The sequence below is a fragment of the Pseudomonas sp. LBUM1679 genome, from assembly GCF_059695565.1.
In genome coordinates this window covers 5,034,140-5,049,125 of record NZ_CP166774.1, presented here as the reverse complement: position 1 = coordinate 5,049,125, position 14,986 = coordinate 5,034,140, and the positions used below count along the sequence as shown (strand labels likewise).

Genomic DNA, 14,986 nt, shown 5'->3' with positions numbered 1-14,986 from the left:
TAATAGGAAGCATTACTATTCACGCCCCGTCTTCACAGCACGCCGCAATGACCCCCAAGCTGCCCCGCAGACACGGCTTTTTCGAGCATTACGAAGAGTTGGTTGGCACCTGGACCCGTCGCCTGAGAAATCGTCAGCAGGCCGAGGATCTGGCCCACGACACCTTCGTGCGGGTGCTTGAGTCCGATTCGGCCGCCGTGGTGCAGCCCCGGGCGTACTTGCACCAGACCGCGCGCAATATCGCGGTGGACGGTTATCGGCGTGAGGATCGGCGGGGCGCCATGGCGTCGGAGGCGATCGATCACAGTGTGTCGTCGTCCGGCGACCCGGAGCATTTCATGCATGCGATCCAGTTGGCTGATTCCATCGAGCGGGCGCTCACCGAACTTCCGGTCAACTGCCGCAAGGTGTTCGTCTGGCAGAAGATCGAAGGCCTGACCCAGGCCGAAATCGCCGAACGCCTGGGGCTGTCCAAGAACATGGTGGAAAAGTATATGATCCGCACCCTGCGGCATTTGCGCGACCGTCTGGATGGGCTGCAATCATGATCGGCCGCGCCTTTTCATCCCCGGACAGACAGGAACTTCCATGATGGATACTCGTGATTGCGCGTGCGGGCAAACGACGGTTCGCGACGAGGCGGCGCGCTGGTTTGTGCGTTTGCAGGAACCGGCCGTGGACGTCGAAGAACGTCGACGCTTCGAGCGCTGGTTGAACGAGCACCCGCAGCATGGCGACGAATTTCAGTTGCTCGAGGGACTGTGGACGGCGGCTGATCTGCTGCCTGCGGCGCGTCTGCAGGCTTTGTGCGAAAGCCCGCCGGCCCGCGGCAAACGTCGCCCGCTGGTGCGTTATGCGGTGGCCGCGGGCGTGTTAGCCGTGGCGGTCGGATTGGGGTTGTTCAGCCAGTTGAATCAACCGGCGATCTACACCGCCGAGTTTTTCACGGCCCTGGGCGAGCGACAGCAGGTGGCATTGCCGGACGGTTCGGTGATCGACCTGAACGGCCGCAGCCGCGTCCAGGTGCACTATGAACAGGACCGGCGCCGCATCGAGTTGATGCAGGGCGAAGCGATGTTCAGCGTCGAACACGATACGCGCCGGCCGTTCGTGGTCGAGGCGGGCAGCGGCAAGGTCACGGTCACCGGCACCCGCTTCGACGTGCGTCGCGGTGCCACTGAAACCCGGGTCGTGGTCGAGCAGGGCACTGTCAAGGTTCAAGGCCGGGAGGCTGGCGACAGTGAGTTCATCAGCCTCACCGCCGGCCTGGGTACGCGGGTCGATGCCCAGGGCAAAGTGGCCGCCGCCTATGCGGTCAATCCTGCGGAACTGACCGCCTGGCGCAGCGGCAAACTGGTGTTCAACAACGCCAGCCTGCGCGACGTCGCCGAAGAAGTGTCGCGCTATCGGGAGAAACCGCTGACCGTCGGCAACGACAAGGTGGGCAATCTGCGCCTGACCAGCGTGTTCAAATCCGACAACACCGACGCACTGCTCAAGGCCTTGCCGAGCATTCTGCCGGTGGCCGTGCGGACCCTCGATGACGGCAGCCAGCAAATAATTTCAAAATAGATTCAGGTTTTTTTCGAGTTCATCGTCTTCTAGTCCAACTGCAACTGGTTTGCATTAACAAACGCACACTCTTGCGATCCACAGGACTAGGTTCGACGTGAAAAAAACCACCGCTAAAAACAACAAACTCCCTTGGTTGCCCCTGGTCCTCGCACTGGCGGTCAACGTTGCGCTGCCCCAGGCCTTTGCCGCCGACGCTATTCACATTCCGGCGCAACCCCTGGGTCAGGCCTTGAGTGAACTGGGCCAGCAAACCTCGCTGCAGGTGTTTTTCAGCCCTGAGCTGGTCGCCGGCAAACAGGCCCCGGCGGTGGACGGCAACCTCTCGCCCGAGGACGCGTTGCGCCAGCTGCTGCAAGGCAGCGGTCTGCAATATCAGATCGACCAGGGGTCGGTGACGTTGCTGCCGGCACCGAGTTCGGCGGCCAATGGCCCGCTGGAACTGGGCGTGACCGACATCAAGGTGGTTGGCGACTGGCTCGGTGACGCGGATGCCGCAGTGGTGCAAAACCACCCTGGCGCCCGTACCGTGATCCGCCGCGAGGCGATGGTCGAGCAAGGCGCGATGAATGTCGGCGACGTGTTGAAGCGCGTGCCCGGTGTGCAAGTGCAGGAGGCCAACGGCACCGGCGGTAGCGACATTTCCCTGAACGTCGGCGTGCGTGGCCTGACCTCGCGCCTGTCGCCACGCTCCACCGTGCTGATCGACGGCGTGCCGGCAGCCTTCGCTCCGTACGGTCAGCCGCAACTGTCCATGGCACCGATTTCCTCCGGTAACCTGGACAGCATCGACGTGGTTCGTGGTGCCGGTTCCGTGCGTTATGGACCGCAGAACGTCGGCGGCGTGATCAACTTCGTAACCCGGGCGATCCCGGAGAAAGCCTCCGCGGAAATCGGCAGCACCCTGGAAACCTCCCAGCACGGTGGCTGGAAGCATATCGACACGGCGTTCGTCGGCGGCACCGCCGACAACGGCATCGGCATGGCGCTGTTGTACTCGGGGGTGAACGGCAACGGTTACCGTGAACGCAATAACGGCAACGACATCGACGACGTGCTGCTCAAGACCCACTGGGCGCCCACCGATGTCGACGATTTCAGCCTCAATTTCCACTACTACGATGCCAGCGCCGACATGCCCGGCGGCCTGACCCAGGCGCAGTACGACGCCAATCCGTTTCAGTCGGATCGCAACAATGACAATTTCAGCGGGCGCCGCAAGGACGTCTCGTTCAAGTGGACCCGGCAGATCGACGACCGCACCCAGGCGGAAGTGCTGACCTATTACACCGACAGCTTCCGGGGCAGCAACATCGCCGCTCGCGACCAGAAGACCCTGGGTTCGTTCCCGCGCACTTACTACACCTTTGGCATCGAGCCGCGGGTGTCCCGTGTGTTCGACGTCGGCCCGACCACCCAGGAAGTCAGTGTCGGCTATCGCTACCTCAAGGAAGCCATGCACGAAGAGGCCAGCCGCCTGGCGCTGGTCAACAACGAGCCAGTGGTGCGTCCGGGTTCGGACGGGCACGTGTACCAGGATCGTACCGGCGGCACTGAAGCCAATTCGGTGTATGTCGACAACAAGATCGATGTCGGTAACTGGACCATCACCCCGGGCATCCGCTTCGAACACATCAGCACCGACTGGCACGACCGCCCCGTGCTCGACACCGCAGGCCGGCCGGTGCCGGAAAAGCGCCGCAGCATTGAGAGCAACGAGCCACTGCCGGCCTTGAGCGTGATGTATCACCTGTCCGATGCCTGGAAGCTGTTCGCCAACTACGAAACCTCGTTCGGCAGCCTGCAGTATTTCCAGCTCGGCCAGGGGGGCACGGGTGACGAAACCGCCAATGGCCTGGAACCGGAAAAGGCCAAGACCTATGAGGTCGGCACGCGCTACAACGATGATGTGTGGGGCGGTGAAGTGACGCTGTTCTACATCGACTTCGATAAAGAGTTGCAGTACATCAGCAACGACGCGGGCTGGACCAACCTCGGCGCGACCACGCACCAGGGCATCGAGGCGTCGGTGCATTACGACATGGCGGCACTCGACCCGCGCCTTGATGGCCTGACCGCCAACGCCGGGTTCACCTACACCCGCGCCGTCTATGAAGGGGAGATTCCGGGCTTCAAGGGCCGTGACCTGCCGTTCTACTCGCGCCAGGTGGCGACCGCCGGCCTGCGTTACGACATCAACCGCTGGACCTACAACCTCGATGCCTTTGCCCAGTCCAAACAGCGCTCGCCGGGCGTTGCGGTGAACGCCGACGGCAGCTTCAGCGGCAATTACATCACCGAAGGCACTGCAGACGGACAGTACGGCGACATCCCGGGTTACGTCACCTGGAACGTGCGCGGCGGTTATGACTTCGGCCCGACCCTGTCGAACCTGAAAGTCGGGGCCGGGGTGAAAAATATCTTCGACAAGCAGTACTTCACCCGCTCCAGCGACAACAACTCGGGCATGTACGTCGGCGCACCCCGCACGTTCTTTGTGCAGGCCAGTGTCGGGTTCTGATAGACCCGGGTGTCTTCATCGCGGGCAAGCCCGCTCCCACAGGATTCATGTCGTTCACAACACTTGTGCACGACGCAAAACCTTATGGGAGGGGCGGTGCGGCGATCCGACTTGCCCGCGATGCTTTTAAACTTTCAACACCTTCCCGCCAATCGCCACCGCCACCAGCAACACCGCCATCAACCCAAAGGCAAAACTCAAACTGCTGCCATGGGCGATGAACCCGATCACCGCAGGCCCCGCCAGAATCCCGGCATAACCCAGGGTGGTAATGGCCGGCACCGCGATGCTTTCGGGCATGACCGTCTGTTTTCCCACCGCGGTGTACAGCACCGGGACAATGTTCGAACAGCCCACCCCCAGCAGCGCATAACCCACCAGCGCCATCTCCCAGTTTGGCGCGAACGTCGCCAGGAACAGCCCCGCAGCGGCCGTCAGCCCACCGAACACAATCACTCTGGTGGCGCCCAGGCGCCGCACGATCGCGTCCCCGGTCAGGCGCCCGACGGTCATGGTCAGTGCAAACGCCGCATAACCCAGCCCTGCATAGGCGGTGTCGATCCCGCGTTCCTGCGCCAGGAACACTGCGCTCCAGTCCAGGGCCGCGCCTTCGGCGAGGAATACGATGAAACACATCCCGCCAATGAACAGCACGATGCCGTGGGGCACGGCAAACGCCGGTCCCGAACTTTCGCTGCCGTAGGGCAACAGGTGCGGCGCGGCCTTGCACAGCGCGATCAGCAGCATCACGTTCACCACCAGCGTCGCCCCCAGTGGAGACACGCCCAAGCCCAGCAAGGCGCTGACGCCCGCCGCCCCGACGATTCCGCCAAGACTGAACAGGCCATGAAAACCCGACATCATGGTCTTGCCACTGGCCCGCTCGACGATCACCGCTTGCAGGTTCACCGTCGAATCCACCGTGCCCAGCCCGGCGCCGAACAGAAATAACGCTGCGATCAGCGCCGGAATCGAGGACACCGTCGCCAACAACGGCAGGGCCAGGCAGATCAGCAACGTTCCGCCGACCGCCACCCGGCGACAGCCGAAGCGTGTGGCCAGGAGCCCCGCCATCGGCATCGCCAGAATCGAGCCCACCCCCAGGCACAGCAACAGCAAACCGAGGGTGCCTTCATCCAGCCCGGCCCGGGCCTTGGCATAAGGCACCAGCGGCGCCCACGCGGCAATGCCTGCCCCGGCGATGAAAAAGGCGATGCGCGTGGACATCTGTTCGAGGCGACCGGGAACGAATGAGGCCCGGGTGTTGAGGTTGGTCATATCAATCCTTGGCAAAAAACATCGCGCCTCCAAGGGACAGTGACTCACCGGTGGGGTTCGATCAGCGTCTCGATGGAATCGCGTTCAGGCAGGGTGACATCCTTGCACAGCCAGGTGCTGTTTCGCGATATGTTGTGCCCGAATCGATTCCTTCAGAGGGGGCGCCATGGCGCGGATATACGATGCACGAGGCAATATTTACGTAGTGGTGGCGCCTGAGGAGATGCGCCGCGACGGTATCGACTTGCCCGATCAGGCCGGCCAGGCAGTGCAAACCCGCGAGGCATGGGCGTTGGCGGCCATCGAGGCTTACTGTGGGTGGGCTCCCGGCACACAACCCTCCGGCAGCAAGGGCCATCGCAGCGATGGTTTACTGGTCGGCCCGTTCCAGTCATCGCCCCCCTTTGATCTGCTGATCGTCAACACCGACGGCACCCTGGCCGAGCGCAGTGGCAACGGGCTGACGATTTTTTCCCAGGCGTTGAGCGACCAGGGACTTTGGCCGAGGGATGAAGCGTGTCTGCTCAGGGTCCATCACGACAAGGCCGATGTGCGGTCACCGGGCCAGACATCGGTGCAATCGGCGCAGGTCGAAGGCGTGCACGGGTTCTGGCTGGACCTGGGCAAGCCCTCGTTCGGGCCGGCGGCGGTCAGTGCTCACGGGGTTGAGAGCGTGGCCTTCAACGGACGCGAACTCAGCCACGTGCAGCCGTTGTCGTTACTGAATCCGGCATGGTCCCGTAGCCAGTTCACCCGGGTGGGCAATCCGCATTGCGTGACCCTTGTGGATGATGCGTCTGCCTTGCCGAGCAATGAGCAGATGCGTGAACCGGGATTGTCCGAAGGGCTGACGCGGATCGCCTATGCCATGCCGACCGGGGCAGGCGTGCCATGTGCCGCCGGGGTCAATTTGCAGTGGGCGATGCTTGAGTCCGAGGGGCGGATCGTTGCCCGGGTGTTCGAGCGTGGCGAAGGGCCGACGGCCTCATCAGGTACCAGCGCCAGTGCGGTGGCTTGTGCGGCGTGGCGGGTGGGATGGGTTGCGGCTGGGGAAGTGAAGGTCGTGATGCCTGGCGGCACGGCGCCGATTTTGCTGGAAGAAGAGCAGGGGGAGTTGAGTCGGGTCAGCCTGTTTGGTACGGCGCGATTGATTGGTTGATTGATAGATCGCCATCGCGAGCAAGCTCGCTCCCACAGGGGATTTGTGAACGACACAGATCCACTGTGGGAGCGAGCTTGCTCGCGATGGCGTCAGCTCAGTCACCGCAACATTCAGCCCTGATCCCCAAAAAACTCCACCACCGGCATCTGCCGCTTCATCAACACCTTGCCCGCACGCACCGAATACAGCGGCAAGCCCTGGCTGCGAATCACCTCGTAATCGCTGTCCGCCGACAGAATCAGCAAATTCGCCGGCCGTCCGCGCTCCAGTCCATATCGATCACCCAGGGCCATGGCCTTGGCGCTGTTGTCGGTCACCAGGTCCAGCGCGCTTTGCAGGTTGCGGTAACCGAGCATGTGGCAGATGTGCAGGCCGGCTTCGAGCACCCGCAAGATATTGCCGTTGCCCAGCGGGTACCACGGGTCGACGATCGAGTCCTGGCCGAAACACACGTTCATGCCCGCTTCGAGCAACTCGTTGACGCGGGTCACGCCGCGGCGTTTCGGGAAGTTGTCGTAGCGCCCTTGCAGATGAATGCTTTCGGTGGGGCAGGAGACAAAACTGATCCCGGAATGCCCGAGCAGGCGAAACAGCTTGGCGCAGTAGGCGTTGTCGTAGGAACCCATGGCCGTGGTATGGCTGGCGGTGACACGAGAACCCATGTCGCGGCTGCGGGCTTCTTCGGCCAGCACCTCGAGAAAGCGCGAATGCGGGTCGTCGGTTTCATCGCAGTGCACGTCTACCAGGCACCCGGTGCGCTCGGCCAGGTCCATGAGGAACTTCACCGAACTCACCCCCTGATCCCGGGTGTACTCGAAATGTGGAATGCCGCCGACCACATCGGCGCCCATGCGAATCGCTTCTTCCATCAGCTCCCGACCATTGCGGTACGACTCGATGCCCTCTTGGGGGAAGGCGACGATCTGCATGTCGACCAGGTGTCGGCTTTCTTCGCGTACTTCGAGCATCGCCTTCAGCGCCGTCAGTTGCGGGTCGGTGACGTCGACGTGGGTGCGCACATGCTGGATGCCATGGGCGGCGAGACTCTGGAGGGTCTTCCTGACGCGGGTCTTGGTGTCTTCCCCGGTGATCGTCACCTTGCGCTCGCTCCAGCACTCGATGCCCTCGAACAGGGTGCCGCTCATGTTCCAGCGCGGCTCGCCGGCCGTCAGCGTCGCGTCGAGGTGGATATGCGGCTCGACGAAGGGGGGCACCACCAGGTTGCCGCCGGCGTCCAGGTCATCGGGCCCCAGGGTCGGCGCCTCGGTCTGTCGGCCGATATTGCTGATCAGGCCGTTTTCCAGGTGCAACTCATGCAACCCTTCTTGGTTGCGCAGGCGGGCGTTGATGATGTGCATCAGGCGAATCCTTTTATAGATCTTCTAGTGGCGCGTTTGCGGTACGGGTGCCGAGTACCCCGATCAATATCACATACGTTAGCCCGGCAGCGGCGATCCCTACCAGCGGCGCAACCCATGGCGAACTGAACGCAGCGACGGTGCCGACCGCATAAGCACTCAGGCCTGAGCCATTGAACGCCGGCAACCGGGCATCGGCCAGGCGTGGATATTGACCGCGGTGGCGATAAAAAAAGTCCGCCATGATCACGCCACCGATCGGCGGAATCACCGTGCCCAGCAGAATCAGGTAGGGCACCAGATAGTCGTACATGCCCAGCAGCGCCAGCAGCGTGCCGATCACCGCGCCGGCCAGGGTCACGGTTTTGCGCCGGCCGGTGCGCAGCAGGTTGCAGCCGGCGACGGCGAAGTTGTAGATGGTGTTGTCCTGGGTGCTCCAGATGTTGAGCAGCAACATCGCCATCGCGGCCATGGCGAACCCTTGCAACAGCAACACTTCGACCACGTCCGGTTGCTGGTAGACGATGGCGCCGTAGGCGCCGATCAACACCATCAGGCCGTTGCCGATGAAGAAACCGATCAGGCTTGCCAGCACGGCGACCCTGGCCGAGCGCGAGAAGCGCGTCCAGTTGGTCGCCTGGGTCGCGCCACTGACAAAGGTGCCGAACACCAGCGTGATGGCGGTCGACCAATCGAGGGTGGCCGTCGGCACGACCGCCAGCAAACCGTCGAGCCCGCCGACCTTGGTCGTGGCGACCCACATCGACAGCATCAGCAGCAACATCATGGCGGGCACGGCGATGTACGACAGGATTTCCAGGCCGCGATAACCGACATAGGCCGTGGCGCAAAACAGCAGGCCGAACAGCACCATCAGGCCCAGTACTGTGCCCTCGCTCAATTCAAAATACTTGCCCAACACCACGGCCGCGGTCGCCGTGCCCCAGGCGTACCAGCCGATCTGGGTGAAGCCGAGGATCAGGTCGCTGAGCTTGCTGCCTATTTCACCAAAACAGAAACGTCCCATCAGCACCGAATTGAGGCCACTCTTGAACGCAATGTAGCCCAGGCTTGCGGCGTAGATCCCCAACAGCAGATTGCCGACGACAATCACCGCCATCATCTCGCCGAAACCGAACGCCACCCCGAGCTTGCCGCCGGCAAACATGGTGGCGGTGAAAAAAGTGAAACCCAGTAGCACCATGGCCGTGGAGGCCAGGCCTTTGCGGGCGTGCTTCGGGACTTCGCTGAGGGGGTAATCGTTGCCGGGATCGTTCTGCGTCATGGGGCGTTCCTTGCGGGATGGGAGGACCCGAGGGTGTTGCAGTGGTCGTGCCAAGCGGGGCAGGTGTTGTTATTTATAGTCGAGCGAGGGCGTTTGGTTCGGGCGACGGCGCGAACTGTCTGAAAGAACACAGAACCCCTGTGGGAGCGAGCTTGCTCGCGATAGCGGTGTGTCAGTCGATACAAATGTTTACTGAGACACCGCTATCGCGAGCAAGCTCGCTCCCACAGGGGTTCTCGGTTGCTTCAGGGGGATTTGTGTAGTGGCAGAAACCGTAATAGCGCCGCGACGATGGCTTCAGGCGCATCCTCCTGAACCAGGTGCCCTGCATTGGGGACAGGATAAAACTGCGACCCCGGCATCATCCCGTGCAACGCCCGCCCACGCTCGATGGCAATCCACTGATCGTCCTCGCCCCAAAGAATCTGCACCGGACAGCGGATCGTCGGGTACTGCCCCTCGACTTCGCGGGTATAACGCTCATCCATCTGCGCGATCTGCCGATAAAACGCCGGTTGCCCCGGATCACCCAGCCAAGGCTGTACATAAGGTGCGAGTTCGTCGTCCGGGATTTCACGTTTGATCGCCCCGCGGATATAGGCCGGGACGATCGCCTGTTGAATGTAATCGGGCAGTCCGCTGAACGCTGCCTCATGCTGGCGCACATGCTGCACGAACGGCGACCCCCAGGGCGACAGCGCCACCGGGTCGATCAGCGTCAGGCTGCGGTAATCCTTGCCATTGAGCAGATGAGCACGCAACACGGTAGCGCCGCCGAAATCGTGGGCCACCACGTCCGGGCAATCCAGGCCCCAATGCTCCAGCAGCCGGGCCAGCAGTTCGTTCTGCACACCCAGGGACACGTCACCCTCGACTTTATCGGACAGCCCATAACCCAGTAGATCGAAGTAATGCACCCGGTGCGTGGTGATGAAATGCGGCGCAATCCGGTGCCACACGTAAGAAGAGAAGGGCGTGCCATGCACGAACACCAGCGGCGGGCCGTCGCCCCGGACGGCGAAGCACACGGAGTGCCCGTTGAAACGAAAGGTCTGAGCCAGCGGCCAGTCAGTCATGGGTGCGTCCTCTTGGCGTATTGCGAGCCAAAAAGCATAGGCATAAAAAAACAGCCATTGAAGGCTGTTTTTATATTCACTGACGAAACGCATTCCCCGTGTAGGAGCTGGCTTGCCAGCGAAAGCGGTGGGTCAGGCAACAACTGTGTCGTCTGCCACGGCGCCTTCGCTGGCAAGCCAGCTCCTACAGGGGGAAATGTGGTTGCCTGGGTTATTCGCCGTGATAGATGCAGCCGCTGGTGCAGGTTTCATGGATGCGGATCGCGCTGAGTTCCGGCAGCAGGGGCTTCAATTCTTTCCAGATGAATTTGGCCAGCACTTCACTGGTCGGATTCTCCAGGCCGGGAATGTCATTCAGGTAGTTGTGATCCAGCCGCTCATACAGCGGCTTGAAGATCGCCTTGATCTCCGAAAAGTCCCGTATCCACCCAGTATGCGGATCAAGATCGCCACTCAAATGAATCGCCACTTTGAACGAGTGACCGTGCAGGCGGCCGCACTTGTGGCCTTCCGGCACGTGGGGCAGGCGGTGGGCGGATTCGAAGGTAAATTCTTTGAAGATTTCCACAGTGGTTTGAGCTCTGTCAGGTGGCGATCGCCGCGGCGATGTGGGCAGGCGGCGAGTTTAACAGTTTGCGTGAGACAGGACACTAGAGGGTCAATAAGCGCTCACCCAATCGACCGCTGGCGGCGAGTTCGAGGAACTCGTCACCCAGGCGGCGGCTCTCGTCCATCGCCGCGCGCCAGTACTTTTTCCGGCTCGGCACATCGCCCATGAAGCGCTTGAAATCATTACGGTCCGGCAGTTTGCCGTAGGGCAGGCGCGCCAGGTATTGCTTCGATGGCGCCAGCAACAGCACGTCCTGCAGGCGCAATGGACAGGCGCGGCGCCACGGCAGGGTTTTGTCGAACCAGCCGGGAATGACCCGGTCGGTGAAGTGCGGATAGAGCACGATGTCATTGCCGCTGTAGGGCAGGTCGAGGTGATAGTCCAGCAGCCCGCTATCGCGGTAAGTACCTGTTCCGGCGCCCGGCAGGTCGCGCACGCCTTCCATCACCATCGGGATCGAGCCTGACGCGAGCAAGGCCTGGCGCAGGTTGCCGGCATCCAGGGCGACGAAACGCGACGGGAAATCGTTCAGCGCATTGAGCGGCGGCGCCAGGCGCGGGTCGTGGATGATCAGCCGTTCGAAATGCCGCGACAGCCGCGCGCGACCGCGCAGGTTGTCGGCGATCACCGATGACAGGCCCAATCCCAGCCGGCCACGATGATCCTGCGCGAGCAAGCCGTGGCTTTTGACCACCATGATGTTCAGTCGGTAATGGGCATTGTCCAGGATTGAAGCATCGCGGCCTTCGAGCAGTTCATCGAGCATGCGCCGGGAGCTCTGGCTGATCTGCGCCATGGTCACGCCTTTGGCGAAATGCTGCTCGGTGTAGAGATGACCGAGGCGGCGAATGCCCTCGGCGGCGTCCGGCAGGCAGGCGCTGGCGAAGCGCCAGGCACCCACCGAGGCACCGATCAACGAACGCTCCCGCGGCACCGTCGGCAGCCATTCGCCGAACAGCGCCAGGTCCAGACCTTGAATGCCCAGCGCCTTGGGACCACCGGCGGCACCGGGCAGCGTGCCGACGTCGGCCGCGCTCAAACCATTTGCACGGATGCGCGCGAAGGCACGGGGGCCGGCCTTGAGGGTCAGGGACGGGAACTTGATGTGGATGGCGGTCATACCGGTCTCGGTGTCGGACGAGCGGGAATTATAAACACGCCCGTCCACAGTAGGAGCTGCCGCAGGCTGCGATCTTTTGATCTTGATATTTCAGTTTCCATAAAGCTGCCAAGATCAAAAGATCGCAGCCTGCGGCAGCTCCTACAGGGAGAGCGTCAGTCTGCAATATCGTGTTGCCAGCCCAATGACGGCAAGGGAGAGCGTCAGTCTGCGATGTCGTCGTGCCAGCCCCAATGATGGCAATTCAGTTTCAATTAAGTTCGAATCGCTAAGGTGGCCTCCGTAGCAACACATAAAAAATACGGAGACACCCCATGAAAACCTTGACTGCCCTGTTGACCGTCACCCTGATCGGCATGACCGCCGGCATCGCCCAGGCTCGCGACCTGGGCCCCGATGAAGCCCTGAGGCTGCGCGACGCTGGTACCATTGTGTCTTTCGAGAAGCTCAACGCCACCGCATTGACCAAACACCCAGGTGCAACCATCACCGAAACCGAACTGGAAGAAGAGTACGGCAAGTACATCTATCAGGTGGAGCTGCGTGACCCACAAGGCATCGAATGGGACCTGGAACTGGACGCTGTCAGCGGGCAGTTGCTCAAGGATCATCAGGATACGTAATGAAGGTGCTGTGTATTGCAAATCGGCGCGCCGGCAGCCGGCTGGCCCTGGCGCTGCTGGTTTTTTGCTCGATGGCGATGGCCCGGGACCTGGATCAGGACGAAGCCCTGCGCCTGCGCCAACAAGGGGTGATCCTGCCGTTGGAGCAACTGTTGCAGCAGGCGCTGGACCGTTATCCCGGGGCCAAGCTGCTGGAAGCCGAGCTTGAGGAAAAGCACGACGTCTACATTTATGAAGTCGAGCTGCTGACCACCGACGGTGTGGTCCGTGAGCTGGACCTTGATGCCAGCACTGGCCAGCTACTGAAAGACAAGGAAGATTGACCGATGCGTTTGCTCCTGGTGGAAGACCACGTGCCCCTGGCCGACGAACTGATGGCCGGCCTCAACCGCCAGGGCTACGCCGTGGACTGGCTGGCGGATGGTCGCGATGCGGTGTATCAGGGCAGCAGCGAGCCCTACGACCTGATCATCCTCGACCTCGGCCTGCCGGGGCTGCCGGGACTGGAAGTGCTGGCTCAATGGCGCGCCGGCGGCCTGGCCACACCGGTGCTGATCCTCACCGCCCGCGGCTCCTGGGCCGAGCGCATCGAAGGCCTCAAGGCCGGCGCCGACGATTACCTGACCAAACCGTTCCACCCTGAAGAATTGCACCTGCGGGTCCAGGCGCTGTTGCGCCGCTCCCATGGGCAGGCCAACCAGCCGACGCTCAAGGCGGCGGGTCTGCACCTGGATGAAGGGCGCCAGTGCGTGACCCGCGACGGCGCCGACATCCAGCTGACGGCGGCTGAATTTCGCCTGCTGCGCTATTTCATGCTGCACCCCGAACAGATCCTGTCCAAAAGCCATCTCGCCGAACACCTCTACGACGGTGAAACCGAGCGCGATTCCAATGTGCTGGAAGTCCACGTCAACCACCTGCGACGCAAACTCGGGCGCAGCGTGATCGAAACCCGTCGCGGCCAGGGTTACCTGTTCGGCGGGCCAGCCCGGTGAGGTCGATCCAGCGCCGCTTGAGCCTGGGCCTGATCAGCGTGATGGTGATCGTCGGCCTGGTGCTGGCGCAGACCAGCCTGTGGCTGTTCGAAATGGGTTTGCAGCGCTACCTCGAAGCCGGGTTGCGCAACGACAGTGAAAGCCTGCTGGTGGCGCTGGTGCGCGGGCCGCAGGGGTTGCAGCTGGATGAACGACACCTGTCGCCGGCGTATCAGCGGCCGTTTTCCGGGCACTATTTCCGCATCGACTTTGCCGACAGCCATTGGCGCTCCCGTTCGCTATGGGATCAGGAACTGCCGCGCCTGGACCATCCCGGCTTGCACAGCAACCTGCAACTGGGGCCGGAAGGGCAGCAGCTTTTGATATTGCGCTCGGACTATCGCCGCCTCGGCCAGTCGATTTCCATCAGCGTCGCCCAGGACTACACCCCGGTGCGCGAAAGCTTTTTGCGCATGCAACAGGTCGGACTCGGCCTGGGCCTGGCGGGGTTGCTGCTGATTCTGTTATTGCAGCGGATCACCGTGCGCCGCGCCTTGCGGCCGCTGGAAAAGGCCCGTGAACAAATCGCCCAGTTGCAGCAGGGCCAGCGCTCGCAACTCGATGATCAGGTGCCGGTGGAGCTGGAGCCGCTGGTGGCGCAGATCAACCATTTGCTGGCCCACACCGAAGACAGCCTCAAGCGTTCGCGCAATGCCCTGGGCAACCTCGGGCATGCCTTGAAAACGCCGCTGGCAGTGTTGTTGAGCCTGGCCTCCAGCGAAAAATTCGACGCTCATCCGCAGCTGCGCAAGGTGATTCAGGCGCAGCTTGCGCAGGTGCAGCAGCGGCTCAATCGTGAACTCAACCGCGCCCGGTTGTCCGGTGACGCCTTGCCGGGGGCGCTGTTTGATTGCGATGCGGAACTGCCGGGGTTGCTGGCGACGTTGAACATGATCCACGGTGAACACTTGGAACTCAGTCATGTGGCGCCCAAGGGTTTGTTGCTGCCGTGGGATCGGGAAGATTTGCTGGAGTTGCTCGGCAATCTGCTGGACAACGCCTGCAAGTGGGCGGATGCCGAGGTTCGCTTGAGCGTGGTCGAGACGGCGCAAGGGTTTGAGCTGAGCGTGGAAGATGATGGGCCGGGGATTCCCGAGGACCGGCGCGATCAGGTGTTCAGTCGCGGTACGCGGCTGGATGAGCAGATGGATGGGCATGGGTTGGGCTTGGGGATTGTGCGCGACATCGTTGATACGTGGGGCGGGTTGATGAGGCTGGAGGAGAGTGAGTGGGGCGGGTTGAAGGTGGTGATCGAATTGCCCAGGCGCTGACTCTGTTCTGAAAACTAACGAGTAACCTGTGGGAGCGGGCTTGCCCGCGATGGCGATCTAACAGTCAACATTGATG

Annotated in this window: 14 protein-coding genes; 8 read left to right on the top strand and 6 right to left on the bottom strand. The window is 62.2% G+C overall.

Translation table 11 applies throughout. From position 1 onward, the window contains the following. The first annotated feature begins 47 nt into the window (after positions 1-47). From ACA062_RS22990 to ACA062_RS22980, 3 genes are all read left to right on the top strand, one after another. Positions 48-548 carry a sigma-70 family RNA polymerase sigma factor gene (locus ACA062_RS22990; protein WP_497453151.1) on the top strand — a complete coding sequence of 167 codons (501 nt, stop codon included), beginning with the start codon at positions 48-50 and terminating at the stop codon, positions 546-548. A 40-nt stretch (positions 549-588) separates the two neighbouring features. Beyond that, positions 589-1,572, top strand: a complete 984-nt coding sequence (locus ACA062_RS22985) for a FecR family protein (RefSeq protein WP_497453150.1) — start codon at positions 589-591, stop codon at positions 1,570-1,572. A 97-nt stretch (positions 1,573-1,669) separates the two neighbouring features. After that, entirely contained in the window at positions 1,670-4,093 is a 2,424-nt protein-coding gene (locus tag ACA062_RS22980; RefSeq protein WP_497453149.1) for a TonB-dependent siderophore receptor, read from the top strand. 126 nt (positions 4,094-4,219) lie between these two features. On the opposite strand, the gene ACA062_RS22975 is transcribed toward ACA062_RS22980, so the two are convergent. Beyond that, the gene (locus ACA062_RS22975) at positions 4,220-5,371 is read right to left on the bottom strand and encodes an MFS transporter (RefSeq protein ID WP_497453148.1); all 1,152 of its coding nucleotides are present in this window, start codon (positions 5,369-5,371) and stop codon (positions 4,220-4,222) included. A 166-nt stretch (positions 5,372-5,537) separates the two neighbouring features. On the opposite strand from ACA062_RS22975, the gene ACA062_RS22970 reads away from it, so the two are divergent. Continuing rightward, entirely contained in the window at positions 5,538-6,530 is a 993-nt protein-coding gene (locus ACA062_RS22970; protein WP_497453147.1) for a diaminopimelate epimerase, read from the top strand. Between the two features lie 113 nt (positions 6,531-6,643). Here ACA062_RS22970 and codA read toward each other — a convergent pair whose 3' ends face one another. The 5 genes from codA to ACA062_RS22945 form a co-directional block, all read right to left on the bottom strand. After that, on the bottom strand, positions 6,644-7,891 hold the full coding sequence (codA, locus tag ACA062_RS22965) for a cytosine deaminase (RefSeq protein ID WP_497453146.1): 1,248 nt from the start codon (positions 7,889-7,891) through the stop codon (positions 6,644-6,646). A 13-nt stretch (positions 7,892-7,904) separates the two neighbouring features. Continuing rightward, positions 7,905-9,176: a cytosine permease gene (gene codB, locus ACA062_RS22960; RefSeq protein WP_497453145.1), complete on the bottom strand. Its 1,272-nt coding sequence runs from the start codon at positions 9,174-9,176 to the stop codon at positions 7,905-7,907. Positions 9,177-9,421: 245 nt separating this feature from the next. After that, positions 9,422-10,252 (bottom strand): alpha/beta fold hydrolase, encoded by an 831-nt coding sequence (locus ACA062_RS22955; RefSeq protein ID WP_497453144.1) that lies wholly within the window; start codon positions 10,250-10,252, stop codon positions 9,422-9,424. Between the two features lie 211 nt (positions 10,253-10,463). Beyond that, positions 10,464-10,820, bottom strand: coding sequence for a 6-carboxytetrahydropterin synthase QueD (queD, locus tag ACA062_RS22950; RefSeq protein ID WP_008152165.1), 357 nt, complete (start codon positions 10,818-10,820; stop codon positions 10,464-10,466). A gap of 82 nt (positions 10,821-10,902) precedes the next feature. After that, complete coding sequence (locus ACA062_RS22945; RefSeq protein WP_497453143.1) at positions 10,903-11,982, bottom strand: patatin-like phospholipase family protein; 1,080 nt, start codon at positions 11,980-11,982, stop codon at positions 10,903-10,905. Positions 11,983-12,296: 314 nt separating this feature from the next. On the opposite strand from ACA062_RS22945, the gene ACA062_RS22940 reads away from it, so the two are divergent. The 4 genes from ACA062_RS22940 to ACA062_RS22925 are packed head-to-tail and all read left to right on the top strand — an operon-like array spanning position 12,297 to position 14,910. Beyond that, positions 12,297-12,605 (top strand): PepSY domain-containing protein, encoded by a 309-nt coding sequence (locus ACA062_RS22940; RefSeq protein ID WP_497453142.1) that lies wholly within the window; start codon positions 12,297-12,299, stop codon positions 12,603-12,605. Next, a complete protein-coding gene (locus ACA062_RS22935; RefSeq protein ID WP_497453141.1) occupies positions 12,605-12,928 on the top strand; it encodes a PepSY domain-containing protein in 324 nt (107 codons plus the stop codon). Before ACA062_RS22940 ends, ACA062_RS22935 begins: the two co-directional genes overlap by 1 nt. 3 nt (positions 12,929-12,931) lie before the next feature. Beyond that, the gene (locus ACA062_RS22930) at positions 12,932-13,600 is read left to right on the top strand and encodes a response regulator transcription factor (protein ID WP_497453140.1); all 669 of its coding nucleotides are present in this window, start codon (positions 12,932-12,934) and stop codon (positions 13,598-13,600) included. Then, the gene (locus ACA062_RS22925) at positions 13,597-14,910 is read left to right on the top strand and encodes a sensor histidine kinase (protein ID WP_497453139.1); all 1,314 of its coding nucleotides are present in this window, start codon (positions 13,597-13,599) and stop codon (positions 14,908-14,910) included. Before ACA062_RS22930 ends, ACA062_RS22925 begins: the two co-directional genes overlap by 4 nt. The last annotated feature ends 76 nt before the right edge of the window (positions 14,911-14,986 follow it).

What these genes read in the sequence shown, in the direction of transcription:
- ACA062_RS22985 (WP_497453150.1), top strand. Translation starts at nt 589, where the DNA reads ATGATGGATACTCGTGATTGCGCGTGCGGGCAAACGACGGTTCGCGAC.
- ACA062_RS22970 (WP_497453147.1), top strand. Translation starts at nt 5,538, where the DNA reads ATGGCGCGGATATACGATGCACGAGGCAATATTTACGTAGTGGTGGCG.
- ACA062_RS22940 (WP_497453142.1), top strand. Translation starts at nt 12,297, where the DNA reads ATGAAAACCTTGACTGCCCTGTTGACCGTCACCCTGATCGGCATGACC.
- codA (WP_497453146.1), bottom strand. Translation starts at nt 7,891, where the DNA reads ATGCACATCATCAACGCCCGCCTGCGCAACCAAGAAGGGTTGCATGAG.
- ACA062_RS22990 (WP_497453151.1), top strand. Translation starts at nt 48, where the DNA reads ATGACCCCCAAGCTGCCCCGCAGACACGGCTTTTTCGAGCATTACGAA.
- ACA062_RS22945 (WP_497453143.1), bottom strand. Translation starts at nt 11,982, where the DNA reads ATGACCGCCATCCACATCAAGTTCCCGTCCCTGACCCTCAAGGCCGGC.
- ACA062_RS22930 (WP_497453140.1), top strand. Translation starts at nt 12,932, where the DNA reads ATGCGTTTGCTCCTGGTGGAAGACCACGTGCCCCTGGCCGACGAACTG.
- ACA062_RS22955 (WP_497453144.1), bottom strand. Translation starts at nt 10,252, where the DNA reads ATGACTGACTGGCCGCTGGCTCAGACCTTTCGTTTCAACGGGCACTCC.
- codB (WP_497453145.1), bottom strand. Translation starts at nt 9,176, where the DNA reads ATGACGCAGAACGATCCCGGCAACGATTACCCCCTCAGCGAAGTCCCG.
- ACA062_RS22975 (WP_497453148.1), bottom strand. Translation starts at nt 5,371, where the DNA reads ATGACCAACCTCAACACCCGGGCCTCATTCGTTCCCGGTCGCCTCGAA.
- ACA062_RS22935 (WP_497453141.1), top strand. Translation starts at nt 12,605, where the DNA reads ATGAAGGTGCTGTGTATTGCAAATCGGCGCGCCGGCAGCCGGCTGGCC.